This is a genomic window from Bradyrhizobium sp. WSM1743, from assembly GCF_000473065.1.
Lineage (GTDB): Bacteria > Pseudomonadota > Alphaproteobacteria > Rhizobiales > Xanthobacteraceae > Bradyrhizobium.
In genome coordinates this window covers 123,822-148,579 of sequence record NZ_AXAZ01000016.1, presented here as the reverse complement: position 1 = coordinate 148,579, position 24,758 = coordinate 123,822, and the positions used below count along the sequence as shown (strand labels likewise).

Annotated in this window: 22 protein-coding genes; 6 read left to right on the top strand and 16 right to left on the bottom strand. The window is 64.6% G+C overall.

Features of this window, described 5'->3' with window-relative positions:
- Positions 1-746: 746 nt before the first annotated feature.
- Together YU9_RS0113625 and YU9_RS0113620 are read left to right on the top strand one after the other, a co-directional pair.
- Positions 747-1,775: an alpha/beta fold hydrolase gene (locus tag YU9_RS0113625; RefSeq protein WP_027573343.1), complete on the top strand. Its 1,029-nt coding sequence runs from the start codon at positions 747-749 to the stop codon at positions 1,773-1,775.
- Positions 1,776-1,848: 73 nt separating this feature from the next.
- Positions 1,849-2,412, top strand: a complete 564-nt coding sequence (locus YU9_RS0113620) for a cytochrome P460 family protein (RefSeq protein WP_027573342.1) — start codon at positions 1,849-1,851, stop codon at positions 2,410-2,412.
- Between the two features lie 36 nt (positions 2,413-2,448).
- Here YU9_RS0113620 and YU9_RS0113615 read toward each other — a convergent pair whose 3' ends face one another.
- Both YU9_RS0113615 and hemA read right to left on the bottom strand, forming a co-directional pair.
- Entirely contained in the window at positions 2,449-5,958 is a 3,510-nt protein-coding gene (locus YU9_RS0113615) for a PAS domain-containing hybrid sensor histidine kinase/response regulator (RefSeq protein WP_027573341.1), read from the bottom strand.
- Positions 5,959-6,271: 313 nt separating this feature from the next.
- Positions 6,272-7,501, bottom strand: a complete 1,230-nt coding sequence (gene hemA, locus YU9_RS0113610) for a 5-aminolevulinate synthase (RefSeq protein WP_027573340.1) — start codon at positions 7,499-7,501, stop codon at positions 6,272-6,274.
- Positions 7,502-7,828: 327 nt separating this feature from the next.
- Between hemA and aroQ the strand changes: the two genes are divergently transcribed.
- The gene (gene aroQ / locus YU9_RS0113605; RefSeq protein WP_027573339.1) at positions 7,829-8,260 is read left to right on the top strand and encodes a type II 3-dehydroquinate dehydratase; all 432 of its coding nucleotides are present in this window, start codon (positions 7,829-7,831) and stop codon (positions 8,258-8,260) included.
- A gap of 121 nt (positions 8,261-8,381) precedes the next feature.
- Here aroQ and YU9_RS0113600 read toward each other — a convergent pair whose 3' ends face one another.
- The 4 genes from YU9_RS0113600 to YU9_RS0113585 all read right to left on the bottom strand — a co-directional run bounded on the left by YU9_RS0113600 (position 8,382) and on the right by YU9_RS0113585 (position 13,218).
- Positions 8,382-9,443, bottom strand: coding sequence for an MBL fold metallo-hydrolase (locus tag YU9_RS0113600; RefSeq protein WP_027573338.1), 1,062 nt, complete (start codon positions 9,441-9,443; stop codon positions 8,382-8,384).
- A 186-nt stretch (positions 9,444-9,629) separates the two neighbouring features.
- Positions 9,630-11,786, bottom strand: a complete 2,157-nt coding sequence (locus YU9_RS0113595) for a methyl-accepting chemotaxis protein (RefSeq protein WP_027573337.1) — start codon at positions 11,784-11,786, stop codon at positions 9,630-9,632.
- A 160-nt stretch (positions 11,787-11,946) separates the two neighbouring features.
- Positions 11,947-12,672, bottom strand: a complete 726-nt coding sequence (locus tag YU9_RS0113590; protein ID WP_027573336.1) for an outer membrane protein — start codon at positions 12,670-12,672, stop codon at positions 11,947-11,949.
- Between the two features lie 225 nt (positions 12,673-12,897).
- The gene (locus tag YU9_RS0113585) at positions 12,898-13,218 is read right to left on the bottom strand and encodes a hypothetical protein (RefSeq protein WP_027573335.1); all 321 of its coding nucleotides are present in this window, start codon (positions 13,216-13,218) and stop codon (positions 12,898-12,900) included.
- Positions 13,219-13,411: 193 nt separating this feature from the next.
- Here YU9_RS0113585 and YU9_RS0113580 point away from each other — a divergent pair, with 193 nt between their 5' ends.
- Positions 13,412-13,696, top strand: coding sequence for a hypothetical protein (locus YU9_RS0113580; RefSeq protein WP_027573334.1), 285 nt, complete (start codon positions 13,412-13,414; stop codon positions 13,694-13,696).
- A 35-nt stretch (positions 13,697-13,731) separates the two neighbouring features.
- Here YU9_RS0113580 and YU9_RS0113575 read toward each other — a convergent pair whose 3' ends face one another.
- From YU9_RS0113575 to YU9_RS0113540, 9 genes are all read right to left on the bottom strand, one after another.
- Positions 13,732-14,886, bottom strand: coding sequence for an AEC family transporter (locus YU9_RS0113575; RefSeq protein ID WP_245266373.1), 1,155 nt, complete (start codon positions 14,884-14,886; stop codon positions 13,732-13,734).
- A gap of 102 nt (positions 14,887-14,988) precedes the next feature.
- Positions 14,989-15,198: a hypothetical protein gene (locus tag YU9_RS0113570; RefSeq protein WP_027573332.1), complete on the bottom strand. Its 210-nt coding sequence runs from the start codon at positions 15,196-15,198 to the stop codon at positions 14,989-14,991.
- The gene (locus YU9_RS48980) at positions 15,195-15,371 is read right to left on the bottom strand and encodes a hypothetical protein (RefSeq protein WP_198028238.1); all 177 of its coding nucleotides are present in this window, start codon (positions 15,369-15,371) and stop codon (positions 15,195-15,197) included. The genes YU9_RS0113570 and YU9_RS48980 overlap by 4 nt, the downstream gene beginning before the upstream one ends.
- Positions 15,372-15,417: 46 nt before the next feature.
- Positions 15,418-15,732, bottom strand: a complete 315-nt coding sequence (locus tag YU9_RS47635) for a hypothetical protein (protein WP_156951861.1) — start codon at positions 15,730-15,732, stop codon at positions 15,418-15,420.
- 6 nt (positions 15,733-15,738) lie between these two features.
- Complete coding sequence (locus tag YU9_RS0113560) at positions 15,739-17,361, bottom strand: ABC transporter ATP-binding protein (protein WP_036017263.1); 1,623 nt, start codon at positions 17,359-17,361, stop codon at positions 15,739-15,741.
- The gene (locus tag YU9_RS0113555) at positions 17,361-18,200 is read right to left on the bottom strand and encodes an ABC transporter permease (RefSeq protein ID WP_027573330.1); all 840 of its coding nucleotides are present in this window, start codon (positions 18,198-18,200) and stop codon (positions 17,361-17,363) included. The genes YU9_RS0113560 and YU9_RS0113555 overlap by 1 nt, the downstream gene beginning before the upstream one ends.
- Positions 18,197-19,168: an ABC transporter permease gene (locus YU9_RS0113550; protein ID WP_027573329.1), complete on the bottom strand. Its 972-nt coding sequence runs from the start codon at positions 19,166-19,168 to the stop codon at positions 18,197-18,199. Before YU9_RS0113550 ends, YU9_RS0113555 begins: the two co-directional genes overlap by 4 nt.
- Before the next feature lie 210 nt (positions 19,169-19,378).
- Positions 19,379-20,929 carry an ABC transporter substrate-binding protein gene (locus tag YU9_RS0113545; RefSeq protein ID WP_027573328.1) on the bottom strand — a complete coding sequence of 517 codons (1,551 nt, stop codon included), beginning with the start codon at positions 20,927-20,929 and terminating at the stop codon, positions 19,379-19,381.
- 271 nt (positions 20,930-21,200) lie between these two features.
- Positions 21,201-22,748, bottom strand: a complete 1,548-nt coding sequence (locus YU9_RS0113540) for a winged helix-turn-helix domain-containing tetratricopeptide repeat protein (protein ID WP_027573327.1) — start codon at positions 22,746-22,748, stop codon at positions 21,201-21,203.
- Positions 22,749-22,881: 133 nt separating this feature from the next.
- Between YU9_RS0113540 and mddA the strand changes: the two genes are divergently transcribed.
- Both mddA and YU9_RS0113530 read left to right on the top strand, forming a co-directional pair.
- The gene (gene mddA / locus YU9_RS0113535) at positions 22,882-23,670 is read left to right on the top strand and encodes a methanethiol S-methyltransferase (RefSeq protein WP_027573326.1); all 789 of its coding nucleotides are present in this window, start codon (positions 22,882-22,884) and stop codon (positions 23,668-23,670) included.
- Between the two features lie 89 nt (positions 23,671-23,759).
- Positions 23,760-24,182 carry a GFA family protein gene (locus tag YU9_RS0113530; protein WP_027573325.1) on the top strand — a complete coding sequence of 141 codons (423 nt, stop codon included), beginning with the start codon at positions 23,760-23,762 and terminating at the stop codon, positions 24,180-24,182.
- 210 nt (positions 24,183-24,392) lie between these two features.
- Here the strand turns inward: YU9_RS0113530 and YU9_RS0113525 are convergent, their stop codons facing one another.
- Complete coding sequence (locus tag YU9_RS0113525) at positions 24,393-24,617, bottom strand: cysteine rich repeat-containing protein (RefSeq protein ID WP_027573324.1); 225 nt, start codon at positions 24,615-24,617, stop codon at positions 24,393-24,395.
- Positions 24,618-24,758 lie beyond the last annotated feature (141 nt).

Genomic DNA, 24,758 nt, shown 5'->3' with positions numbered 1-24,758 from the left:
GCCAAGCCCTACTTGCTGGCACACCTCTTGATCATCCTGCTGCTCGAGCCGCTTGCCCGCGACTTCGAGGACTCTCCCCGCTGGATGCAGGCCGCCTGACGGCACCTGGCGCTTGGCGTGTTTTGCAACAACTCGTTGCATCCTTGCTACAAGCGATCATTCCACAACCAACCATCCGTTGCTTCCGCCGCAGAAAGCGAGCGCTTGGGCGGCACTTGCGCGAGCCTCCTCGAAACCGTCCGTATCAATCGATGCTCGCGCTACCTTAACGCCTATGCGGCCTTCCCTGCGCCCTTTTCTTCACGGGGGCGTGACGCGAAAGCAAGCCTCGGGCGGAGCACGTCGCGAGAGGGCGAAGGCATGTCTGCAAGTCGCAATGTCCATGGGAGGATCGAAATGTCTACCCTTGCTCGTCATTGCGAGCGCAGCGAAGCAATCCAGAGTCTTTCCGCGTCGGGATTCTGGATTGCTTCGCTGCGCTCGCAATGACGAGTTCCTGGCAGCCGCGGCCCAGCAATCTCACAGCGGCGTGCGTTGACGTGGTTTCCCAAAGACCTAAGCAGGCCATGCTTTCAGATCCTTGCAAACGGGTTCTATGCCGGCTTCACAACTTCTCACAAGTCCAAACGAGCCTTTCACGGTAGGCGCTGATAGGCAGTTGCGCGACGACAAGAAGAGCCCAATCGAGCCACGCCAGTGTCGATCGATCTGACAACTCGGACGCTCATCAACAAGGCACCCAAAAGATGAAACAGATTATCGACCAGCATCGCCGCCGCTTCCTCGGCATCGCAGCCGGGACCGCCGCCGTCGGCCTCGGCGCGATCGACCTCGCGCGCGCCGAAACAGCGGCGCAGCGACCGTCAGCAGCGAATGCGTCCTTCGGCGCGATCAAGCACATCGAGGCCGGTGTCCTCAATGTCGGCTATGCGGAGGCCGGCCCGTCGGACGGTCCCGTGGCGATCCTGCTGCACGGCTGGCCCTATGACATCCACGCCTTCGTCGATGTCGCGCCGATCCTGGCGCAGGCCGGCTATCGCGTGATCATTCCTTACCTGCGCGGCTACGGCACGACGCACTTCCTCTCCAGCGAGACGCCGCGCAACGGCGAGCCTGCGGCGATGGCCGCCGATATCATCGCGCTGATGGACAAGCTCGACATCAAGAAGGCCGTCGTCGCCGGCTTCGACTGGGGTGCGCGCACTGCCGATATCATCGCCGCGCTGTGGCCGGACCGTTGCCGCGCGTTGGTATCGGTCAGCGGCTATCTGATCTCCAGCCAGGCTGCGGGCAACGCGCCGTTGCCGCCGCAGGCGGAGCTGCAATGGTGGTACCAGTTCTACTTCGCGACCGAGCGCGGCCGCGCCGGATACGAGAAGTACACGCACGATTTCGCCAAGCTGATCTGGAAGCTCGCTTCCCCGCAGTGGAGGTTCGACGACGCCACCTTCAATCGGAGCGCGGTGGCGCTCGACAACAGGGATCATGTCGCGATCACGATCCACAATTGCCGCTGGCGGCTCGGGCTCGCCCAGGGCGAGGCGAAATACGAGCAGCTCGAAAAGAAGCTGGCCGCAGCCCCGCAGATCGCGGTGCCGACGATCACGATGGAAGGCGACGCCAACGGCGCGCCGCATCCCGAGCCGAGCGCCTATGCCAAGAAGTTCTCAGGCCGCTACGAGTTTCGCCTGATCACCGGCGGCATCGGCCACAATCTGCCGCAGGAAGCACCGCAGGCCTTTGCCAAGGCCGTCATCGACGCCGACAGCGCCTGAGCCTTTGTCAACACCTCGGTTCAGCCTTGCTGGACCGAGGATCACCCGTTGATCCTCAGCTTGATGAAACATCATGACGCCCATCGAATCCAAAACGAAAAAGCGTTCCTATGCCACGGCTATCACCCTGGCCGTGCTCGTTCTCGTCGTTCTCCTGACTTGCGTGCCATACCTGGTCTCGATCGCTCTTGCCGAGGGGCCGGCGCAAAGCACCACGTCAGACGCCTCGCCGATCTTCGGCGTCACGATTCCGCCCGGCTATAAGCAGTGGGAGCTGATCGCGCCGGCCGAAGAGGCGGCGCCGCTCGACGAGCTTCGCGCTGTCGTCGGCAACCAGACCGCACTCGATGCGTATCAAGCCGGCAAGCTCCCATTCCCCGACGGCACCATCCTGGTCAAGCGCGCCTGGAAGCGGAAACAGTCGGGGGAGTTTGCGTCCGCGACCATTCCCGGCGCCGCCACCACGGTCCAGGTGATGGTGAAGGATTCCAAGAAATACGCCACTACCGGCGGCTGGGGTTTTGGCCGTTTCATCAACGGCAAGCCGGTGGACGAGGCTCAGCATCGCACATGTTTTGCCTGCCACGACGCCCGCGCCAAGGTGCACGATTACATCTTCACCCGGCTGGCGCCTTGAAGCGAAGCGTGCCGGCGCTTCGCAACAACACTGCCTCTACTCCGCTGCCACCATCTGCTGCGTGCGCCACTGGCCGAGCAGGGCGCGGAGCGAGGCCGGTTTCACCGGCTTGTTGAGCACCGCGATTTTCTCGTCCCGCGCGGCGACCTGCACGGCGGGGCTGCGATCGGCGGTGATCAGGATCGCTGGAATCGCATCGCCGAAGCGGCGGCGGATCTCGCGGATGGCGGCGATGCCGTTGCCGCGATCGAGGTGATAGTCGACCAAGAGGCCGGTGACGCGCCGTCCGGCTGTTTCGATTGCGGCGATCGCCCCTTCGGGATCGGCGACCGCGATCACCTCGGCGTCCCAGGCCTTCAAAAGCGTGCGCATGCCGTCGAGGATCGCCGCATCGTTCTCGATGCAGACGATCAGCGCGCCCGAGATCGGCGTGCGCGCCAGCGGCGTTGCGCTGGTCACCGCCGCGGTGTGGGTGATCGCCTTCGCCGTCGGCACCGTCACGGAGAATACCGAGCCGCCGCCGGCATTGGCGTCGATGGCAATGCCGTGGTTGAGCACGCGCGCCAGCCGCTCCACGATCGAGAGCCCCAGCCCCAGACCGCGCGCGATCCGCGCGCCCTGCTCGAGGCGATGGAATTCCTTGAAGATCTCGCCGCGCTTGACCGCGGGAATGCCGACGCCGGTGTCGTGGACGCAGATCCTGAGCGAGGCGCCGCGGCGGCGGCAGCCGACCAGCACGCGGCCGCGCGGGGTGTACTTGATCGCGTTCGAGATCAGGTTCTGGAGCAGCCGCCGCAGCAGGAGGCGGTCCGACTTGACCGGGAGTGAGCAGGGCACGAAGGCGAGCTCCAGGCCCTTGGCGCGCGCGATCGGCGCGAACTCGATCTCCAGCGAGCGCATCAGGTCGGCCATCTTGAAGCTCGAGATCGAGGTCGTCATCGCGCCGGCATCGAGCCTGGAGATGTCGAGCAGCGCGCCGAGGATTTCCTCGATCGCCTGCAGCGATTCGTCGATGTTCTCGACCAGCCGCGTCTCTTCGCCATTGTGCTGGCGCTCGACCAGGCTCGTGACATAGAGCCGCGCCGCGTTCAGCGGCTGGAGGATGTCGTGGCTGGCAGCGGCGAGGAAGCGCGTCTTGGAGATGCTGGCGTCTTCCGCCGCGCTCTTGGCCAGGGCCAGCTCGGAGTTCAGCCGCGTCAGCTCCTCGGTGCGGTCGCGCACGCGCTTTTCCAGCGTCGCATTGGCGCGCTCCAGCGCTTCCGCGGCTTCGAAGGTGGGCGTGACATCGGTGAAGGTGATGACGAAGCCGCCGCCGGGCATCCGGTTGGTGAGCACTTCGATCACCATGTGGCGTTCCGGCAGGCGTTCGAGATAAGGCTCGCTGTCGGTGGTGTAGGCCACGAGCCGCTGCTCGATCATCGCCTCGCGACCACTCTCATCGGCCGGATCGCTCACGCCCATGAATTCCAGAATCTCGCGCAGCGGGGTGCCGAACTGGATGAAATGCGGGGGCACGTTGAGGAGATCGCCGAACTGCCGGTTGGAGCAGATCAGTTGCAGGTCGGCGTCGAACACCGCGATGCCCTGGCGCACATGGTTGAGCGCGGTCTGGAGGATCTCGCGGTTGAAATGCAGCGCCGCATGGGAATCGTCGAGCAGTTTCAGCGCGGCCTTGGCGGACACCGTCCGCTTGCGCAAGAGCAGCGACATCACGAGGCGCGAGGACGCCGCGCCGATCGACGAGGCGATCAGGTGTTCTGCGTGCTGGAGCAGCTCGAAATCGGCGGGTGCTCCGGCTTCAAGGCGCACATTGCGGTGGGCCGAGAAAGCCTCGAACGATTGCCGCGCGCGATCGGGGCCGAGATATTGCGCCACTGTGGTCTGGATGTCCTGTACCGTGACGGTGGTGCGCCAGCGACGAAAGCTCGGCGTGATCGGCGCCAGCGTGTTGGGCACGAACAGGTCGGCCTGCACCAGTTCGATCGAGGACGGCCGTCGCGCCAGCGACAGCAGCACATAGGTGAGAATGTTGAGCGAGAGCGACCAGACCACGCCGTGCATCAGCGGCGGCAGGTCAGCGCCGAACAGCGCCTGCGGCCGCAGCGCCTCGATCCCGAACGGGCCATGCTGGAGCAGCAGGATGGCTGATGTCGACGAATCCATGAAGCTCGGGATGAAGAGCGTGTAGAACCAGACCGCAAAACCGACCAGCATGCCGCCGATCGCGCCGCGTGCGGTCGCGCGCCGCCAGAGCAGCCCGCCGAAGAAGCTCGGTGCAAGCTGGGCGATGGCGGCAAAGGAGAGCAGGCCGATCGCCGCGAGCTGGGCGTTGCCGAGCGCGCGATAGTAGAAATACGCCATCACCATGATGGCGAAGATGGCGAGCCGCCGCGAGCGCAGCAGGAAGTCGCCGAAATCGGTGGCCCCGGTGCGGCCTTCGGGCCGCCGTTGCAGCACCAGGGGCACCACGAGGTCGTTCGACACCATGATGGAGAGCGCGACGCATTCGACGATCACCATCGCGGTCGCCGCGGACAGGCCGCCGACGAACACGGCGACGCTAAGAAGTCCCGCACCGCCCTCCATCGGCAGCGCCAGCACGTACATGTCAGGATCGACCGCGCCGAACGGGAAGGTCACGAGCCCGGCGAGCGCAATCGGGATCACGAACAGATTGATGGCGACCAGATAGAACGGGAACAGCCAGCGCGCGCGGCTGACCTCGGCGTCCGAGGAATTCTCGACCACGCTGACGTGAAACTGGCGCGGCAGCAGCATGATCGCGCACAGCGACAGCAGCGTCATGGTCAGGAAGTTGCCGATCGACGGCGAGTAATCGATGGCGCGCACCGCCTCCGGCGTCCTCATCGCCCGCTCGATCAGTTCGTGCGGCGAGAACATCCAGAAGGTGACGAAGATGCCGGCGGCGAGAAAGGCGACGAGCTTGACGATGGATTCGGTCGCGACCGCCAGCATCAGGCCGTGCTGGTGCTCGGTGGCGTCGGTATGCCGCGTGCCGAACAGCACCGCGAAGGCCGCCATCGCCAGCGTCACCATCAGCGCCATGTCGCCGAGGATCGGGATATGGGAGAAGGCCTGGTCCTCGCTCAGGATCGTGCCGAGCGAGGAGGCCACCGCCTTGAGCTGGAGCGCGATGTAGGGCACCGAGCCGATGATGGCGATCAGCGCGACCGTCGCGGCCACCGCCTGGCTCTTGCCGTAGCGGGCCCCGATGAAGTCGGCGATCGAGGTGATGTTGTGGGCTTTGGCGAGCTGGATCACGCGCCTGAGCACGCCGGCGCCCAGCCCGATCATCAGGATCGGCCCGACATAGATCGCAAGGAAATCGGTCGAGGTGCGGGTGGCGAAGCCGACCGAGCCGAAGAAGGTCCATGAGGTGCAGTAGATCGCCAGCGACAGCGGGTAGATCAGCCCGGAGGCACGGCCACGCCCGGCCCGCGAGCGGCGGTCACCATGGCTCGCCACCAGGAACAGGAAGCCGATATAGCCGAAGGCGGCGGCGATCACGCCCCAGTCGTGCAGCATGGTGAGCGCGTGTCTCCCTGGGCGCGGGAACCGCGCCAGATCTCATTTTCCCTGTAAATCTAGCGCGTTGGACCGGTGGAGGCGACAGCGAAATGCCCGGCCGGGGCGGGAATCGGGGGGATCGTTAAGGTGGGAGCGGGCGCTTACCCTCCCCTGGAGGGGGAGGGTCGATCGCGCGCAGCGCGAGCGGGGTGGGGTGATCTCTCCACACGGGCAGTGTTCGAGGTGGAGAGACCGTCACCCCACCCCGCTACGCATTCCGCTTCGCTACATGCGTAGCGACCCTCCCCCTCCAGGGGAGGGTAAGGAAGACCTACTCCGCCGCGAGCGACTTCTCGCGCAGCGGCAGGCCGAGGCGGTCCCACACCTGCAGCAGCGCTTCGGCGAGCTGATCGATCAGGCCGTCGTCGTGATAGGGCGAGGGCGTGATGCGCAGGCGCTCGGTGCCCTTGGCGACGGTCGGATAGTTGATCGGCTGGATGTAGATGCCGTGCTCTTCGAGCAGGAGATCGGAGGCCTGCTTGCACTTCTCGGGATCGCCGACGAACAGCGGCACGATGTGGGTCTCGCTCGACATCACCGGCAGGCCGGCGGCATTGAGGATCGCCTTGACGCGGGCGGCGCGGTCCTGGTGGCGCTCGCGCTCCCAGCTCGACGTCTTCAGGTGCCTGATTGCGGCGGTCGCGGCCGAGCAGACCGCCGGCGGCAGCGCGGTGGTGAAGATGAAGCCCGGCGCATAGGAGCGCACGGCGTCGATGATCTGGCCGTTGGCGGCGATGTAGCCGCCGAGACAGCCGAACGCCTTTGCCAGCGTGCCCTCGAGAATGTCGATGCGATGCATGACGCCGTCACGCTCGGCGATGCCGCCGCCGCGCGGGCCGTACATGCCGACGGCGTGGACTTCGTCGACATAGGTCATCGCGCCATACGTCTCGGCGAGATCGCAGATCTTGGCGAGCGGCGCGACATCGCCGTCCATGGAATAGAGGCTCTCGCAGACGATCAGCTTCGGCCGATTGGGGCCGGCCGCTTTCAACAGTTCCTCGAGATGCGCAACGTCGTTGTGGCGGAACACCACGCGCTCGCAGCCGGACTGGCGGATGCCCTCGATCATCGAATTGTGGTTGAGCTCGTCCGACAGGATCAGGCAGTTCGGAATGAGCTTTGCGATGGTCGGGATGCCGGTCTGGTTCGAGACATAGCCGGAGGTGAACAGCAGCGCGGCTTCCTTGCCGTGGAGATCGGCGAGCTCGGCCTCGAGCTGGACCAGCGGATGGTGCGTGCCTGCGATGTTGCGGGTGCCGCCGGCGCCGGTGCCGACGCGCGTGGCGGTCTCGACCATGGCGCCGACCACCTTCGGGTGCTGACCCATGCCGAGATAGTCGTTGGAGCACCAGATCACGACGTCGCGCTTGCCCTTGGGCGAGTGCCAGACCGCGTGCGGGAACCGGCCGGCCGTGCGTTCGAGGTCGGCGAACACGCGATAGCGCCGCTCGGTGTGGAGGCGGTCGAGCGCGGTATCGAAGAACTGATTGTAATCCATCGGCAAACCTGCAACGGAGCCCGGCCATGGCGGCCGCTCATTTTTAGAGCTTTTCCAGCTCCAATGTCTATGCGCCAGCACACATTGGAGGCAAGGCGAGCGTGCCAATTGATAACCGCCGGTCCGGCGGCGATTGTTGATTGGGATCAAGCGCCTAACACGGACCTGCCGGCCGGGACCGGGGTTGCCGGGAAGGCAGGGGCAGCCGTGGACATTTTGTCCATGGCGCGCCTCCATCCATGATGGCGGAACTGGTCGCGCCGACGCCATAGCCTTGCCCGGCTGGGCTAGCGGCCGGTCGGACAGCCCATGCGAAAGGAAGCCCTGATGAAGCGCGTGATGATCCTCAACGGTCCCAACCTCAACATGCTCGGCATCCGCGAGCCGCACATCTACGGCACCACGACGCTCGCAGAGATCAATGCGAGCTGCGAGGAAGCCGCCGCCAAGCTCGGCCTCAAGCTTGCCTTCCACCAGTCCAACCATGAGGGCGTGCTGGTCGATCTGATCCAGTCGGCGCGGCAGGACGCCGATGCCATCGTCATCAACCCGGCCGGTCTCTCCTTCACCTCGGTCTCGATCATGGACGCGATCAAGACATTCGAGGGCCCAGTGCTGGAGGTGCACATCTCCAACATCCACGCCCGCGACGAATATCATCGCCGCTCGAAGATCTCATTCGTGGCGACCGGCGTGATCTGCGGACTGGGACCGTTCGGCTACATCGCGGCGCTGCACGCGATCGCGAATATGAAGTGAGATGATTGTGCTGGTCGTTCCACAAACTCGTCATGCCCGGGCTTGTCCCGGGCATCCACGAACCTGTTTTCGCGTGGAAGAACGTGGATGGCCGGGACAAGCCCGGCCATGACGACAATGCTCACGTCGTCCGGAACTGCAGCACGCCGTCTTGCATCTCGGCCGTCAGCCGGCCCTCGACGATCATGTAGTTGACGTGGGCGACCAGTTCGCCGGCGGCAAAGCCCATCTGGTGCTCGTCCAGCACGTGCTTGTTGAACACGACAGGCACCAGGGCGCGCGAGGTTTGCGGCACCTCGCGGCAGGCTTCCGCGATCAGGCGGCAGCGCTCCTCATGGTGGTCGGCGAGCTGCTTGATGCGGGTCTTCAATCCGTAGAACGGCACGCCGTGGCCGGGCAGCACCAGCACGTCATAGGGAAGCGTCGTGGTGAGGCTGGCGAGCGAGGCCAGATATTCGCCGAGCGAGTTCTGGTCGGGCTCGACCGCCCAGACGCTGACATTCGGCGAGATCTTGCTCAGGACCTGGTCGGCGGAGAGGAACAGCTTGTCGTCGGCGCAATACAGCATCACCTGGTCGAGCGCGTGGCCGCCGCCGGTGATCACCTTGAAGCGGCGCGTGCCGATCACGACGTCGTCGCCATGCGAGATGCGGCGGTAGGACGGCGGCAGCACCGAGACGCGCTTCAAATAATCCTGACCGCGGCCGAGCAGCCTTTCAGTGAGCGACTCGTCCATGCCATGGCGGCGGAAGAACAGCCGCTGCGCCTCACGCCGTTCCTCGGTGCCGCGGTTCTGGTGATAGACCGATTGCAGATATTCGACCTGCGACATCACCAGCGGGCAGTTGAAACGCTCGACGATCCACCCCGCGAGACCGACATGATCAGGGTGCGAGTGGGTGACGATCAGGCGCGTGATGTTGACGCCCTTCAGCGGTCCATCGAACAGCTTGGTCCAGGCCTCGATCGTCTCCTCGTTGCCGAATCCGGCATCGATCATCGCATAGCCGTCGCCGTCGGCGAGCAGGTAGATGTTCACGTGGTTGAGGCGGAACGGCAGCTTCAGCCGCGCCCATAACACGCCGGGCCTGACCTCCACGACCTGTTCGGGGCCGGGGTGCTGTTCCCAGGGGTAGCGCAGGGCCTCGGCCGAGGACTGCGCGGTGTCGGTTCTTGGGTTCATGCTATCGGCTTAAACCCAGCGCGCGCGGGGCGCCAGCCGAAAAAGGATGCCGGCGCGCCTCGCATAGCGGTCATTCCGGGGCAGTTTTCCGTAGCCCGGATGGAGCGAAGCGCAATCCGGGACCTCCGTGCTTCTGGCACGATCCCGGATTGCGCTGCGCTCTATCCGGGCTACAGGCGAGGGCTCTTACGCCGCCCGCATGTCGTTCAGGAACGCGTCGATCTCCCCGCGCAGCATATCGGCCTCGCGGCGGAGCGCGTCCGAGGCGCTCAGCACCTCGCTGGCCGCAGCGCCGGCTTCGGCGGACGCGGTGGAGACGCCGACGATGTTGCTGGAGACTTCGCTGGTGCCGCCGGCGGCATGCTGGATGTTGCGGGCGATTTCGCGCGTGGCGGCGCCCTGCTCCTCGACCGCGGCTGCGATCGTCGTGGTGACGTCGTTGATCTCGCCGATGATCCGGCCGATGCCCTGGATGGCGCCGACCGCGGAGGTCGTGATCTCCTGCATGCCGGCAATCTGGGTGCGGATCTCTTCCGTCGCCTTGGCGGTCTGGCTCGCCAGGCTCTTCACTTCGGAGGCGACCACCGCAAAGCCGCGGCCGGCCTCGCCTGCGCGCGCCGCCTCGATGGTGGCGTTGAGCGCGAGCAGATTGGTCTGCGAGGCGATGGTCTGGATCAGGTCGACGACGACGCTGATGCGGCTTGCGCTGTCGGCGAGGCTCTGCACGGTGGCGTCGGTCGATCCCGCTTCATCGACCGCCTTCTTGGCGATCTCGGCGGAGGTCACGACCTGGCGGCTGATCTCCTGGATCGAGGAGGACAGCTGCTCAGTGCCGGCCGACACGGTCTGCACGTTGACCGACGTCTCCTCCGCGGCGGAGGCGACCGCGTTCACCAGCGCGTTGGACTGGTCGGCGGTGTTCGACATGCTCTGCGCGGTCGATTGCATCGAATTGGCGGACTGCGCCAGATTGGCAAGCGCGGAGCGCACCGTGCTTTCGAATTCGGCGATCTTCGCTTCCATGCGCGCGGCTCGCTCGGCCTTGGCGATACGGTCCTTGTCCTGCTCGTTCGTCAGCGCGCGGGTCTCGATCATGCTCTCCCGGAACACTTGCAGCGTGTTCGCCATCACCGAGATCTCGTCGTTGTGGTTCTTCGAGCGGTAGATCTCGGTCTCGAGGTCGCCGTTCGCCAGCAGCTGCATCGACTGATGCAAGGCGCCGATCCGGCGCAGGATGTTGCGGCCCACATAGAGCCAGACGAACAGCGCCGAGCCGACCAGCATCAACGCGCCCAGCGCCAGCATGACGGACGTCGCGAGCGAAATCTCCTGCCGCGCCTGGAAGGTCGAGGCGTTGGTCTCCTTCTGCACGCCGTCGACGAGCTGCTGCACGCTGATGCCGAGGCCGACATTGAGCTTGCGGGTCTCGTCCAGGATGGTCTGACCATAGTCGATGGAGTCGAGCTCCTTTTCGCGCAGATTGAACACACCGGTCTTGCCGGTGCCGAGTGCGAGCAGCTTTTCCGCCGTCTCGCGCAGCATCTTGTTGCCTTGGTTGTCCGGCAACAGATCGAGATTCGAGCGCAGGCGTCCCTGTGCCGTCTTGAATTCCTTCTGGATGTCGTCGAGCTTGTCGCTCGTGCTGGCCGATAGCGCCGCGCTCATGTCGGCGGCAGCGAGATTGCCGCTGGCGACGACGTTGCCGAGCTGACCGACGGTCTGCGCGGCGTCGGTTGCATCCGCGGCGGACAGGTCGGCTGAACCGAGAATGGCATTGACCCGGGTCTGCGCGTCCAGCATCGCCGGGCTCGCCGCGCCGACGAATGCGCCCTGCGCGTTGCGAAGCGCGTCATATTGCTTCTCATGGAGGGCTGCGATGTCGAGCCGTTCGCGGGCGGCCTTCGCCAGGCTCTGAGCCGCCTCGTTGATGCTCTTCATCGTGTCGCTGAGCCCGGAAACAACGCTCTTGTCGGCGCCGAGCTCGATAATCTCGTTGAGTTTCTGCTGCGTCTGCTCCTGCAATTCCCTAAGCTTCTTGGTGCGTTCATTGAGGGCGTCCTCGCTTTGCGCCGCAAGCAGGGCCGGTCCCTGCGCCGCGAGGCTCGCACTCAGTGCCGACAATTGCAGGCTGGCGGAAAGGCGCGGAATGTCCCGCCCGCTGAGTTCAGTCATGCGTCCGCCGAGATTCTGCAGCGCGAGGCCAGCGCCCGCTGCGATCACGAGACCCATGCCCGCGATGACCGCAAAGGCCGCGAACAGGCTGCCGCGCACGCCCCATTTCAGCATTTTGAAACGAGGACGGAAACGGCCAAGGAAGCGGCCAAGGCCCAGACGGATCGCCATCGTAATTCCCCCAATGTTCTTCTATTTGTGGCGGCAGTATCGGCAGCACCGGTTAAAAAATCGCAATTTCTGCAATTGGTTGCGCATGTTCCGCAGGGCGAAAAAAGGAAGGGCCGGCAACCAGGCCGGCCCTTCTGCGCGATAAGGCTTTGATAACCGATCAGTAGCGCGCCACAGTCGGGCTTGCCCAGTTGAAGCGGTAGTTGACGCCGGCCTTGAAGGTATGGTCGTCGGTGGTGAAGTTGCCGGTGCCGGCCAGCGGGCCTGCGGTGAAATGCGCGTCGCCGAAATTGTAATACTGGTACTCGGCCTTGGCCGACCAGTTCGGGGCAAACATGTATTCCAGGCCGGCGCCGACGGTGTAGCCGTTGCGGTGATCGCCATCGATGATGAAGCCGGTCGGCACGCCGCCGACGGTCACCTTCTCGTTGTTGTCCGAATAGGCGTAGCCGCCCTTCACATAAAGCAGGCCGGGACCCCAGGTATAGCCGACGCGGCCGGTGATCGAGCCGAGGCCGCGCTGATCGTTGGTATAGGCGATGCCGCCCGGGAACACTGCGCCGACGCTGCCGGAGAGCCAGGAATACTGGCCTTCGACGCCGACCACGAAGTTCGGGTTGAGCTGCCAGTCTGCGCCGACCTGCACGCCGCCGAGGAAGCGGCCGTTGCCGTTGTTGCCGGTGGAGAGGCCGTTGAAATTGTTGTCGCTGGAGAACGCGCCGCCGACATGCGCGCCGAGATAGAAGCCCGTCCAATTGTAGATCGGCGCGGCGTAGGCCGGCGCGGGCGCCTTGTAGTAATTGCGGTTGCCGAGATCGGCACCGACCGCCGGCGCAGCTACGCCCACCACGAGCAGCGCAACGGTCGCAAAAAGAATCTTCTTCATCGTCTTGAACTCCAACACGTAAGGTCCCCGGCAGGCGCGCTTTCCGCGCCGTCGTTGGTTTTGCAGATAGCTCGCTTTTGACGAAAATGCTGTCACATGCGTGGCACAGCGACGGCCAACCTAACTTGTTGGGGGGTAAATGATTTTCGTGCTTAATGGCGCCTTAAGAAGTGATGAAGGAAGGCTTAACTTCGCGCGTCACAGGTAACTTGCGCGCGCCTCCTGTTAACCAAGACGCCGCCGCGCCTCATCGCGCATCTGTGCGCGAAAGGCCGCGCGCTTCGCAGGCCGGTCTTCCTCGCGCACGTCATGACGATCGAAGATGTCGAACTTCTCCAGGATCGGATAGCGCTCGCTCGCCATCGCGAGCACGCGCAGTATCTTGGTCGCCTCCGGCGTCGGGCCGCTGACCTCCCAGCGACGGATGGTGTCGGCGCCGCCTCTCTCCGGCAATCCGCACAGCTTGGCCATGTCGGCCGCAGTGAGCTTGCGCTCGAGGGCATCCGAGAGGTCGTTGCGAAGCTGCTTCAGTTCGGCGCCGGTCATGCTGCTTGCGTCCAGGGAAATCACGGAACGCAACGCACTACCGCTGATTCGGGTCCATCCGAAGGCGGCGGTTGCATGCCCCGCGCTCCGGCACCTTCGCCCGCGCACGGAGTTATGAACGGAGACCTATGGAAATTTCCCGATGAGTGAACAGTTGGCATGTCGGGGCGCGCTCCGGGCGAAAGGATCAGCCATGAGAACCATCAAACTCGCGATCGCCGCGCTCGTCACGACCGGACTGCTTGCCACGCCTTTCGCGGCTGAAGCAAAGAAGGTCCGCTCGAGCCGGCATTACAGCACCGGTGTGATGGCGCCGACCTATGGCGGTGTCGGCGTGTCGGCCGTGCAGCCAAGGGGGCCCTACGGGTCATCCGGACAGACGGTCGGCACCGTCACCGCGCCGTCGATCGGCTCGTACAATTGGCCCTCGGTCGGCGTGACGAACGCGGTCCCCACCTGGAGCAACACCACGAGATAGCGAGCGCTTCCGCGAGATGGACGCCGCTCTCCGGATCAACGCGTGCCGCTCGCCGATGCGGAGAGCAGATAGAGCGCAATCAGCAATGTCGCGACCGACAACATCGTCGTGATCGAGACCGTGGCCGCGACCAGCTTCTCCTCGACCTTGTGCTCGTGGGCGAGGACATAGACGGTTTTCGCCGTCGGCACGGCCGCGCAGACGACGGCGGCAACCGTATAGAGGGGGGTGAGGGCCAAGATCACACAGAGCCCGTAAACGATCAGCGGCATGACCACCAGTTTCACCGCCGCGAGTGCAAACGCCGCCTTCAGGCTGGATCGCAGGCCCTCGACGGACAAACCAAGGCCGATGGCGAACAGCGCGCACGGCGTGAGCGCGCCGGCGATCATGTTGAGATAGGCCGCGACCGGCGCCGGAATCGGCAATCCCGTTATCGCCCATGCAAGGCCTATGAACGTCGACAGCACCATGGGATTGTGCAGGATTTGCTTTGCCAGCCCCGTAGAGCGTGCGGATGGCCCGCGGGCATCGCGCTTTTCCAGCAGAATTACCGTGATCGGAAACATCACTGCGGCCACGAACACCGTCGCTACAGCTGCAGGCAGGACGGCGGGTTGGCCGTAGATCGCATGCAGGATCGGCAGCGCGACAAACCCGGTGTTGGTCATCGCCGCCGCCATCCCATGGATGGTGCTGCTGGCGAGATCGTGTTTGCCACCTGCGCGGACCGGCAGGAATACCAGCGCGAAGCAGATGAGTGAACCGCCGCCGAATGCGAGCAGAAAGCGCCATTCCAACAGATTGCGCGCCGGCTCCTGGGCGATCGTGACGATCAGCAGCGCCGGCATCGCCACGTTGTAGGCAAAGTGGACCAGGGCGTCGGCAAGCGAGCGGGAGAGATAGCCAAGCTCGCCCGCGAGCCAGCCGGTGACGATGATCGCAAATACGGGAAGAACGAGGCTGGCGACCTCCATCCGGCTTCCCCATGCTGCCAATGGCCGCAACAAGAGGTTACCCCGGCGAAGGACTGCCGTCACTGCCCAACGTTCAGCGAGGCGCAGGCTTGGTGGCGTGTCCCGGACGCGCGAAGCGCGAGCCGGGACCCAGGGACTGCAAGACTCGGGGCTGCGATGGGCCCCGGCTCTGCAGCGCACCGCTGAAGAAGCGCTGCGCTGCGTCCGGGGCACGAGAACGGCCTACTTCGCCTCAGTCGCGCTGTTCCAGACTCGAGAGGTCCTTTCGATCTGTCACGCCAACGCGCCAAGCCGCCGAAAGCAAGACGTCCGGGCTTAGATCCCGCGGCCGGTCTGTTGACCGATCACGCAGCGCCATGCCGCCAGTCGCTCGGCCGGATGCTGGTTCATCCATTCGGCGAGCTGCGGCGCGCCCATCAGGCAGGACTGCACCGAGACCTGCGCAAAATCCGAGCTGGTGACGAGCTGCTCGTGGCAATTGGAGGGAGAGGCGAGGCTGCAGAGCACGGCGATGATTTTGATCACGACAGGTTACCCCCGTCGCGGCCGATGAATGCGCGGCCGATCGCCGGCTTGTCCTGCCCCTCGCTGGCCGGATCGGCCGGCGGGAAGATGCTGTCGTAGATCGCGCGTGCCTCCTCGATGAGGCGGGCTCGCTCGCGCTCGGATTTCGAGACAAATCGAATAACTTCGCCCATGTTGGCTCCGAAGTCAGCTAGTTGAGTCGTCATGAGATGACGTTAATCATTCCATCGTCATGTATGGTGCCGCATTTGACTTTGAAGCGGCGCGGCGATCACGACCGAATAAAAAGCGCGTGACCGCGCCGCGGAATCCCAACGTCCGGCGTTTTCTCACGCGCTGGGTTGTAAGACCGTCCACCGCTTCATGCCAGTTGCGCAGCTTCAGCAGCCGAGCAGGCGAATGCGGGTGTCGGCCTGTCCTCGCATCGTCAGCAAGGAAAGTCTCACGAAGCAAATGCCGTTGGATCGAATATGTTTCGCCTCTTGCAGCGAGCAAGTTTTTGGAACCATCACAAAGATTGACGAACGATGACAAGCCGCATCAGGCGGCCGGCGCGCGCTCCTTCCGTCCCGGCACGGCCGACAGCAGCTCGCGCGTATATTCATGCTCGGGCGCCGCGAACAGCTGCGCGGTGGGCTTCAGCTCGACGATGGCGCCCCGTTGCATCACCGCGATGCGGTCGCAGATCTGGGCGGCGACGCGCAGATCGTGGGTGATGAACAGCATCGACAGTCCGAGGCGCGCCTTGAGGTCTTCCAGCAGCCTCAACACCTGCGCCTGCACCGAGACGTCGAGCGCGGAGACGGCTTCGTCTGCGACGATGATCTCCGGCTCGAGCGCGAGCGCGCGGGCAATGCCGATGCGTTGGCGCTGGCCGCCGGAGAATTCATGCGGATAGCGCTCGAGCGCGCCGGCATCCAGGCCGACCATCTTGAGGAGATCGCGGGCGCGATCGAACGCGATGTTCGGATCGGTACCGGCTGCGATCGGCCCGTCGGCGATGATGTGGCCGACCTTGCGGCGCGGATTGAGCGAGGCGAACGGATCCTGGAAGATCATCTGGATACGGTGACGCTCGGCGCGCAGCGCCTTGCCCGAAAGCGAGGTCAGGTCGGTCTCGCCGATCCGCACAGTGCCGCGGTCGCCTTCGATCAGCCGCATCACCAGGCGTGCCACCGACGATTTGCCGGAGCCGGATTCGCCGAGCAGGCCGAGCGTCTCGCCCTTGAGGATGTTGAAGTTGACCGCGCGCGCCGCATCGACACGGCGATCCTCGCGGAACCAGCCGCCCGATGTGACGTAGGTCTTGTCCAGGCCGATCACCTCGACCGCCCTGGCCTGATCGTCGAGCGCCTTTCGCGGCGGCGGATCCATCGACGGCACGGCGGCAAGCAATGCCTTGGTGTAGTCGTGCTGCGGCTCGTTGAAGACGGCCGTGGCGGGACCTTCCTCGACGACCTTGCCGTGCCTGAGCACCACGACCTGGTCGGCGATGTCGGCGACGACGCCGAAATCATGGGTGATGAACATCACCGCCATGTTGCGATTGCGCTGGAGGTTGCGGATCAGCTTGAGGATCTGCGCCTGCGTGGTGACGTCGAGCGCGGTGGTCGGCTCGTCCGCGACCAGCACTGCCGGCTCGAGCGCGAGCGCCATCGCGATCATGGCGCGCTGGCGCTGGCCGCCGGAGAGCTGGTGCGGATAGGCGCGCACGATGCGCTCGGGGTCGGGCAGGCCGACCTCGCGTGCCAATGCGAATGCTTTCGCGCGCCGCTCCTTCGGCGTCAGCAGTCCGTGCGCCTCGAACATCTCCGCCATCTGGTCGCCGATGCGCATCAACGGATTGAGCGCGGTCATCGGCTCCTGGAAGATCATCGCGAGACGGCGGCCGCGCAGATCGCGCCAGCCGTCGTCATCGAGCTTGAGCAGGTCGCGGCCTTCGAACTGGATCTCGCCGGAGGCGACCGACACGGTGTCCGGCAACAGGCCCATCAACGCATGCGCGCACATCGACTTGCCGGACCCGGACTCGCCGACCACGCAAACGATCTTGCCGGGCCGCAGATCGAGCGAGACGCCGTCGACGGCGAACGGACGCTCGGCGCCCTCAGGCAGCGCGATCCGCAAGTTCTTGATGGAAACGGCGGGTGGCGCGGTCGTCATCAGCGGCCCTCCCGCGACAGGCGCGGATTGAGCGCGTCGTTGAGACCTTCGCCGATCAGGTTCAGCCCGAGCACCGAGATCAGGATGGCGACGCCGGGAAACACCGTGATCCACCACGCCTGCCGGATCACGGTGCGGCCGGCGCCGACCATGTAGCCCCAGGAGATCAGATTGGGGTCGCCGAGGCCGAGGAATGACAGCGAGGATTCCAAGAGGATCGCGGTCGCCACCATCAGCGAGGCCAGCACGATCACGGGCGACAACGCGTTCGGCAGGATTTCGCGCAGGATGATCCAGCTGTTGCTCTGGCCGGTCACCACGGCGGCCTGGACATATTCGCGCGTGCGCAGCGACAGCACCTCGCCGCGGACGAGGCGGGCGACCGGCGGCCAGCTCACCACCGCGATCGACGCGACGATCGAATAGATCGAGGGCTGCAGGATCGCCACCAGCACGATCGCGAGCGCGAAGCTCGGGATGGTCTGGAAGAACTCGGTGAAGCGCATCAAGGCGTCGTCGACCTTGCCGCCGAAATAACCGGCCATGGCGCCGATCGGCACACCGACGACCAGCGCGACCAGCGTGGAGACGAGGCCGACCAGCAGCGACACCCGTGCGCCGAAGATCATGCCGGCGAACACGTCGCGGCCGAGCGCGTCGGTGCCGAGCGGCACGTTCGAGAGCGTGAATGGCGGCAGGAAGGGCCGCTGCACCATGCGCCAGGGCGAATTCGGGAACAGCATCGGTCCGAACACCGCGACCGAGATCGCGAAGAGGAGGATGACGAGCCCGATGACGCCGCTCGGGCTCTTCAGCATCGATTTCCAGAACTGTTTCATGAGGCGTATTCGATGCGCGGGTCGACCAGGCGATAGACGAGGTCGGTGATGAGGTTGAAGATCAGCACCATGGCGGAGCAGATCACGAAGACGCCGAGCAGCAGATTGTAATCCCGCTGCAACAGCGCGTCGTACATCAGGCGCCCGATGCCGGGCCAGGCGAACACGGTCTCTGTGATGACGGCGCCGCCGATCAGCGTGCCGGAATGCACGCCGGCGAGCGTCACCACCGGCAGCAGCGCATTGCGCAGCACGTGGCGGCGCTGGATCACGGCATCGGAGAGGCCTTTGGCACGCGCCGTCTTGACGAAGTCGAGCCGCTTTACCTCCAGCATCGAGGCGCGCGTCATGCGGGTGTACGTCGCCATGAAGAACAGGCCGAGCGTCATCGCCGGCATGATCAGATGTTTTGCGACGTCGACCGCATGGGCAAGGCCGGTGAGGTTGGCGCCGACCGTCTCGTAGCCGAAGCTCGGCAGCCAGTCGAAGGTGACCGAGAACAAGAGGATGCCCATCAACGCCACCCAGAAGATCGGCATCGCGTAGAAGATCAGCGCGAATATTGTGATGCCGGTGTCGAGAAAGGTTCCGGCAAAGCGCGCAGCGAAGGTGCCGAACAGGATGCCGAGCGCGAGCGAGATCGCGAAGGCGGTCAGCGTCAGCAGCAATGTCGCCGGCAGCCGTTCGCCGATCAGCTTTGCGACCGGCGCCTGCTGGCGGAAGGAGAAGCCGAGGTCGAGGGACACGACGCCCTTGACGTAGATGAAGAGCTGCTCGGGCAGCGGCTTGTCGAGGCCGAACTTCTCCCTGAGCTGCTTGACGAAGACCTGATCGCTGGCCCCAGCCTCACCCGCCATCACGACCGCGGGGTCGCCTGGCGCCAGCCGGATCAGGAAGAAATTGAGGACCACGATCGCGAGCAGGACGATCACGCCCTTGGCGACACGCTGAGCGACGAAGGAGAGCATTTTAGAGGTTCTTATAGGGTGACGAGACCTTTGGCCACTGGGGCGGTGCACTCCCTCGCCCCGCTCTTGCGGGGAGAGGGTTGGGGTGAGGGGCCTCTATCCACGCATGAGAATGCCATAGATCTGTACCCCCCTCGCGCGCGCGAGACGATGCTTCGCATCGCTCGGGGCGCGTCGGCCTCTCCCCGCAGGCGGGGAGAGGTAAGAGGCTCACTTGTCGAGCCATGCGTCCTTGAAGCCGTCATTGACCCCGATCCCCGTGGTGATCAGGTTCTTGACCTTGCAGCGCATGATGGTCGGGAATTGCAGCTCGAGCATCCAGGCCACCGGCACGTCCTCGACCAGGATCTTCTGCGCCTTGTCGTAGATCTCCTTGCGCTTGGAATCCGGGGTCGCGGTCGCGCCCTCGGCGAACAGCTTGTCGATCTCCGGGTTGGAATAGCCCTCGACGTTGTTGAAGACCTGCCCCTTCGCGATGTTGCTGGAGATATAGTTGCGGCCGACCCCGAGCGCGGGATCGCCGTACTGGTAGAGATAGGTGAAGGCGATGTCGTAGTCCCAGTCGCCGATCTTCTGGTTGCCGCCGGCGACGTCGGTGGCGATGGTCTCGATGGTCATGCCGACGTCCTGGAGGTTCTGCTTCACGGCTTCACCCCAGCGCTGCCAGGTCTCGCCATAGGCGAGCGGCAGCAGGCGGATCTTCTCGCCCTTGTAGCCGGCTTCCTTCAGCAGCGCCTTGGCCTTGGCCGGATCGTAGGGATACTTCCTCACGTCGTCGGTGTAGTACTTGATGGTCGAAGCCGACGGGCCGGTGGCGACCTTGCCGAGCCCGTTCCAGATCACGTCCTTGGCGAAGTCACGGTCGATCGCATACATGATCGCCTGACGCACCCGCTTGTCCGCGAGCGGCCCCTGGCGGTTGTTCAGCCACAGCCAGGCCAGCGGCGAGAAGAACTCCCAGCCGGCGCCGGTGACGCAGGTGTCCTTCAGCTTGGACAGCCGCGGCACGTCGAAATTCTCGACCGAGCCGCCCGGCAGCACGTCGACCTTGCCGGTCTCATACGCCACCGAGCGCGCGGCGGCGTCGGGGATGATCTGCCAGTAGATCTCGTCGAGATAGGGCTTGCCCCTCTCGTAGTAGTTCGGGTTCTTGACCAGGCGGATGAACGAGCCCTTCTGCCACTCCTTGAACATGAAGGGGCCGGTGCCGACAGGCGCGTTGTTGTAGGGATTGGTCTTCCAGTCGGTGCCTTCATAGAGATGCTTCGGCACCATCGGCATCGAGCCGACCTCGAAGATGCCGAGGAACGGGCCGAACGGCTGCTTCAGCGTGAACACCACGGTGTAATCGTCCGGTGCCTCGACCTTGTCGACCTGCGCGAGGTTGGTGCGGGCGCGCGCATGGGTCTGCTTCAGCATCTCGATCGAGAACAAGACGTCGGCGGCGGTGAAGGGCTTGCCGTCATGCCAGGTCACGCCCTTCCTGAGCTTGAAGGAATAGGTCTTGGCGTCCTCGCTGACGCTCCAGCTTTCGGCAAGCTCCGGCTGCGGGTCGAGCTTGGGGCTGTAGCGCAAGAGGCCTTCGAAGATGTTGCCCGATACCATCTGGGTCGGACCGTTCTGGACCAGCGCAAGCATCAGGCCGGGCGGCTCGGGCTGGATCACGGCATTAATCACACCCCCCGTCTTCGGCTCTTGCGCTAGCGCCGAGGCCGTGAGGCCGCAAGCCAGGAGGAGACCAAGCAACACTCGTTTTGGCATGTCGTATCTTTCTCAAGCGAGACCAGCCGTAAACGCTTCGCACGTCATGGCGCGCAAAGCTACGGTCGGCCCATCCCAGTCCCCATCCGATATCGAGGCTCACACAGTCTCGTTCGGCGCTGCAAGATGAAAGTCTCGACAATGTTCGCACAAAAAATGTACAGCCCGTCCTGTTTTGATGGATTGGCCTCTCATCACGGGGTAGCCCTCATATCGGCCATTGGCCGAGATGACCGCTGCGAGGAGCGACACAGCGTCGCGGCAGGCCCCGTCACTGCAATCCCGCCCGGCGGAATCCCTCCAGATAATGTTCGCGATCCCCGTCATTGGCCCACGGCAGTTGCGTCGCGATCCAGTGCAGCGAGATGCCCGGCTGGGTGCGGCGGAGCTCTCCGAGCGCCGTCTCCGCAAGCATTCTGTCGCCTGTCATGCCGGCCGAAACGGCGAGCACGCGGTAGGCGCCGGTGAGGTCGCCGCGGTGGCGGATCGCCTCGCGTGCGAGCGCGATGGCCTCGTCATAGCGCCGTTCGGTGAAGCGGGCATAAGCGGCGATGCCGTGATAGATCGCCAGTGACGGGTCGCGCGGTGACAGCCGGATCGTCTTTTGCGCAGCCTCGAACGAATCCTTCGTTCGTCCGGCGTAGGACAGCGCCAGCGCGTAATAGCCTTGCGCCAGCGAGAAGTTCGGATTGAGCGCGAGCGCCTGCTCGAACTCCGACAGCGCATCCGCAAGCCTGCGGGTCGAGAAGCAGACGCTGCCGAGCGCGGCATGCGCCCAGGCATCCTCATGGTCGCAGCGCACAGCGGCCAGCGCGGCAGATTCCGCGGCCGGCGCAACCGCGGCCAGCTCGGCCCAGCCGAGATGCACGCCGAACATATCGTTGACGGCCAGCAGCGACAGCGCCTGGCCGTAATTCGGATCGATTGCAATCGCGCGTTCGAGCAGTGCCCGCGCCGCCTCGTGATCCTGCCGGGTCACGCGCCAAAAATGCGACAGCGCGCGCATCAAGAGGTCCCAGGCGTCCAGGCTTGCAGGCGGCTTGCGATGGCTGCGAAAATTTTCCGCCGCGTGGATCTGCGGCTCGATCGCCGCGGCGATCGCGTTGGTGATCTCGTCCTGCACGGCGAAGACGTCGACGAGCTCGCGGTCGTAGCGCTCGGCCCAGAGATGGTTGCCCGACGCGGCGTCGTTGAGCTGCGCGCTGATGCGCACCCGGTTGTCCGCTTTGCGCACGCTGCCTTCGACGATGTAGCGGACGCCGAGCTCCTCGGCGATCTGCCTGATGTCGACCGCGCGTCCCTTGTAGGTGAAGGACGAGTTGCGGGCGATCACCATGAACCAGCGCTGCTTCGACAGCGCGGTGAGGATGTCCTCGCTGATCCCGTCGCCGAAATAGTCCTGGGCGGGATCGCCGCTCATGTTCTCGAAGGCGAGCACCGCGATCGCAGGGCGGTCCGCCGCGCGCGGGGGAGTGGGCTTGGCTTCCGCCCGCGCGGCGGATGCCGCCACGTCTTCCCGGACCTCGCCGACGAAACGAAAGCCCTTGCGCGGAATGGTCTTGATCAGGCGCTGGGTCGCGCCGTCGTCGCCCAGCGCCTTGCGTGCGGCGTTGATCCGGCTGTTCAGGGCGGAATCCGAGACGATGCGGTCGCTCCAGATCTGGCTGATCAGGTCATCCTTGCTGACCACACGCGCCCGTTGCGTAACCAGATAAAGCAAGAGATCGAACACTTGCGGCTGCAACGGAACGGGCGCCCCATCGCAAGTGAGCTCCCGAAGGTCGCCGTCGAGCACGTTGTTTTCAAAGCGAAATCGCACGTTTTCGTCGTCTCAAGCAAAAATCAAAGTCGTCTCAGGCGAAAATCAACCGTCCGCGAAAGTCAGGGGACGTCCGACCCGGCATGGTGCGAAGACCAAACCGTGTCGATGCCTCGGCACTACGGAGCGTTCTATGACCCAACTTGATCACCAGGTTCATTCCATCGGGCCGGAACTTGCGGGCTCTCGTATTTTCAAGTTCATCGCCTTTCTGTACGGAATTGCGGCGTATCTCGTGTTTTTCGTCACCATTCTCTATGCCATCGGCTTCGTCATGGGCGTCATGGTGCCCAAGACCATCGATACCGGAGCCGAAGCGCCCGTCGTCCGCGCGGTCATCATCAATCTGCTGCTGATGTCGCTGTTCGCGGTTCAACACAGCGTGATGGCGCGCCAGCAATTCAAGGCGTGGTGGACGCAGTTCGTCCCCAAGCCGGTCGAGCGCAGCACGTATGTGCTGCTCGCGAGCCTGTCACTGCTCCTCCTGTTCTGGCAGTGGCGTCCGCTGCCCGAAGTCATATGGAATGTCGAGAACCCGGATCTTGCCGTGACGGTGGTCACGCTGTCCTTCGCCGGCTGGGTGCTGGTGTTCACCTCGACCTTCATCATCAATCATTTCGAATTGTTCGGATTGCATCAGGTGACCAACCATCTCGTCGGCAGGGAAGCCGCGCCGCCGCGCTTCAAGACGCCGCTGCTCTACAAGTTCGTCCGTCATCCGATCTATCTCGGCTTCATCATCGCGTTCTGGGCGGCGCCGACCATGACCGCGGGGCATCTGCTGTTCGCGGCCGTGACCACGCTCTACATCTTCGTCGGCATCGCGCTGGAGGAGAGCGATCTCGTCGATCTCTTCGGCGACGAGTACCGGCAGTACAAACAACGCGTCTCCATGCTTATTCCCTGGCGCCGCTCGGTATAGTCTCGGTCTCGTCCCGCGCGCCCCCGAAAGGAGGACGTGCGGGGCGCCGACGCGCGATAACGATCCCTTCATAAAACGGAGACGTCCAAATGAAACATGTCGGAAATTGCTTCTGTGGCGCGGTCACGGTCGAGGTCACGGGCGCGCCGGAGGCGATGGGCTATTGCCATTGCCGCTCCTGCCGCTCCTGGTCGGGCGGTCCGGTCAACGCCTTCAGCCTGTGGAAGCCCGAAGCGGTACGCATCACCGAGGGCGCGCAGCATGTCGAGACCTTCGCCAAGACGCCGCTCAGCCAGCGCAAATATTGCAGGAAGTGCGGCGGCCATCTCATGACCAACCATCCGCCGCTCGGTCTGGTCGACGTCTTCACCGCCACCATCCCCACACTCGCCTTCACGCCCGGCGTCCACGTCAACTATGCCGAGACCGTGCTGCCGATGCGCGACGGCTTGCCCAAGCTGAAGGATTTTCCGGCCGAGTTTGGTGGCAGCGGCGAGATGATGCAGGAGTAGCGGCCTTCATTTGGGGGGCGCTTCCCGCGGCCATCCTTCGAGACGCCCGCCTTTGGCGGGCCCTCAGGATGAGGATCGAGTGTGCGGCCCCAGCTTCAACGGGCGCCAATGCCGATCAGCCTCATCCTGAGGAGGCGCGTCAGCGCCGTCTCGAAGGACGAGGCGTGCGCTCGGAGAGGGCGGCAGCGCGCCGCCCTCCTAATTGAAAGACTAGCCTCCGCGGGATTCAACGACCTTGCGGCAGGACTCCGAAAGCTTGGCCTTGTTCTCGCGCAGGCAGGCATTCATCTGCGGCGGCTTGCCGATATGTTCGGCGCAGAATTTGCTGGCGTCGCCGCGGCAGGCCATTTGCTCCTGGGGTGATGGGCCGGACTGTGCAGCAGCGGGCAGGGCGGTGGCGGCAAGCAGCAGCGCGGCAAGAACCGAAATCTTCATAAAGCACCTCTTTGGAATCATCGTTGGTCCCGACCGGGATCAATCGGGCCGGACCATCTCGCAAGGTCCGGGCGCGGGTCCATGCCATGTTCATGGCACCGGCCAGTCCTCCCGGTACCCCCATCTTCATGGCATGTATCC

What these genes read in the sequence shown, in the direction of transcription:
- YU9_RS0113625 (WP_027573343.1), top strand. Translation starts at nt 747, where the DNA reads ATGAAACAGATTATCGACCAGCATCGCCGCCGCTTCCTCGGCATCGCA.
- YU9_RS0113620 (WP_027573342.1), top strand. Translation starts at nt 1,849, where the DNA reads ATGACGCCCATCGAATCCAAAACGAAAAAGCGTTCCTATGCCACGGCT.
- YU9_RS0113615 (WP_027573341.1), bottom strand. Translation starts at nt 5,958, where the DNA reads ATGCTGCACGACTGGGGCGTGATCGCCGCCGCCTTCGGCTATATCGGC.
- hemA (WP_027573340.1), bottom strand. Translation starts at nt 7,501, where the DNA reads ATGGATTACAATCAGTTCTTCGATACCGCGCTCGACCGCCTCCACACC.
- aroQ (WP_027573339.1), top strand. Translation starts at nt 7,829, where the DNA reads ATGAAGCGCGTGATGATCCTCAACGGTCCCAACCTCAACATGCTCGGC.
- YU9_RS0113600 (WP_027573338.1), bottom strand. Translation starts at nt 9,443, where the DNA reads ATGAACCCAAGAACCGACACCGCGCAGTCCTCGGCCGAGGCCCTGCGC.
- YU9_RS0113595 (WP_027573337.1), bottom strand. Translation starts at nt 11,786, where the DNA reads ATGGCGATCCGTCTGGGCCTTGGCCGCTTCCTTGGCCGTTTCCGTCCT.
- YU9_RS0113590 (WP_027573336.1), bottom strand. Translation starts at nt 12,672, where the DNA reads ATGAAGAAGATTCTTTTTGCGACCGTTGCGCTGCTCGTGGTGGGCGTA.
- YU9_RS0113585 (WP_027573335.1), bottom strand. Translation starts at nt 13,218, where the DNA reads ATGACCGGCGCCGAACTGAAGCAGCTTCGCAACGACCTCTCGGATGCC.
- YU9_RS0113580 (WP_027573334.1), top strand. Translation starts at nt 13,412, where the DNA reads ATGAGAACCATCAAACTCGCGATCGCCGCGCTCGTCACGACCGGACTG.
- YU9_RS48980 (WP_198028238.1), bottom strand. Translation starts at nt 15,371, where the DNA reads ATGGGCGAAGTTATTCGATTTGTCTCGAAATCCGAGCGCGAGCGAGCC.
- YU9_RS0113560 (WP_036017263.1), bottom strand. Translation starts at nt 17,361, where the DNA reads ATGACGACCGCGCCACCCGCCGTTTCCATCAAGAACTTGCGGATCGCG.
- YU9_RS0113555 (WP_027573330.1), bottom strand. Translation starts at nt 18,200, where the DNA reads ATGAAACAGTTCTGGAAATCGATGCTGAAGAGCCCGAGCGGCGTCATC.
- YU9_RS0113550 (WP_027573329.1), bottom strand. Translation starts at nt 19,168, where the DNA reads ATGCTCTCCTTCGTCGCTCAGCGTGTCGCCAAGGGCGTGATCGTCCTG.
- YU9_RS0113545 (WP_027573328.1), bottom strand. Translation starts at nt 20,929, where the DNA reads ATGCCAAAACGAGTGTTGCTTGGTCTCCTCCTGGCTTGCGGCCTCACG.
- mddA (WP_027573326.1), top strand. Translation starts at nt 22,882, where the DNA reads ATGACCCAACTTGATCACCAGGTTCATTCCATCGGGCCGGAACTTGCG.
- YU9_RS0113530 (WP_027573325.1), top strand. Translation starts at nt 23,760, where the DNA reads ATGAAACATGTCGGAAATTGCTTCTGTGGCGCGGTCACGGTCGAGGTC.
- YU9_RS0113525 (WP_027573324.1), bottom strand. Translation starts at nt 24,617, where the DNA reads ATGAAGATTTCGGTTCTTGCCGCGCTGCTGCTTGCCGCCACCGCCCTG.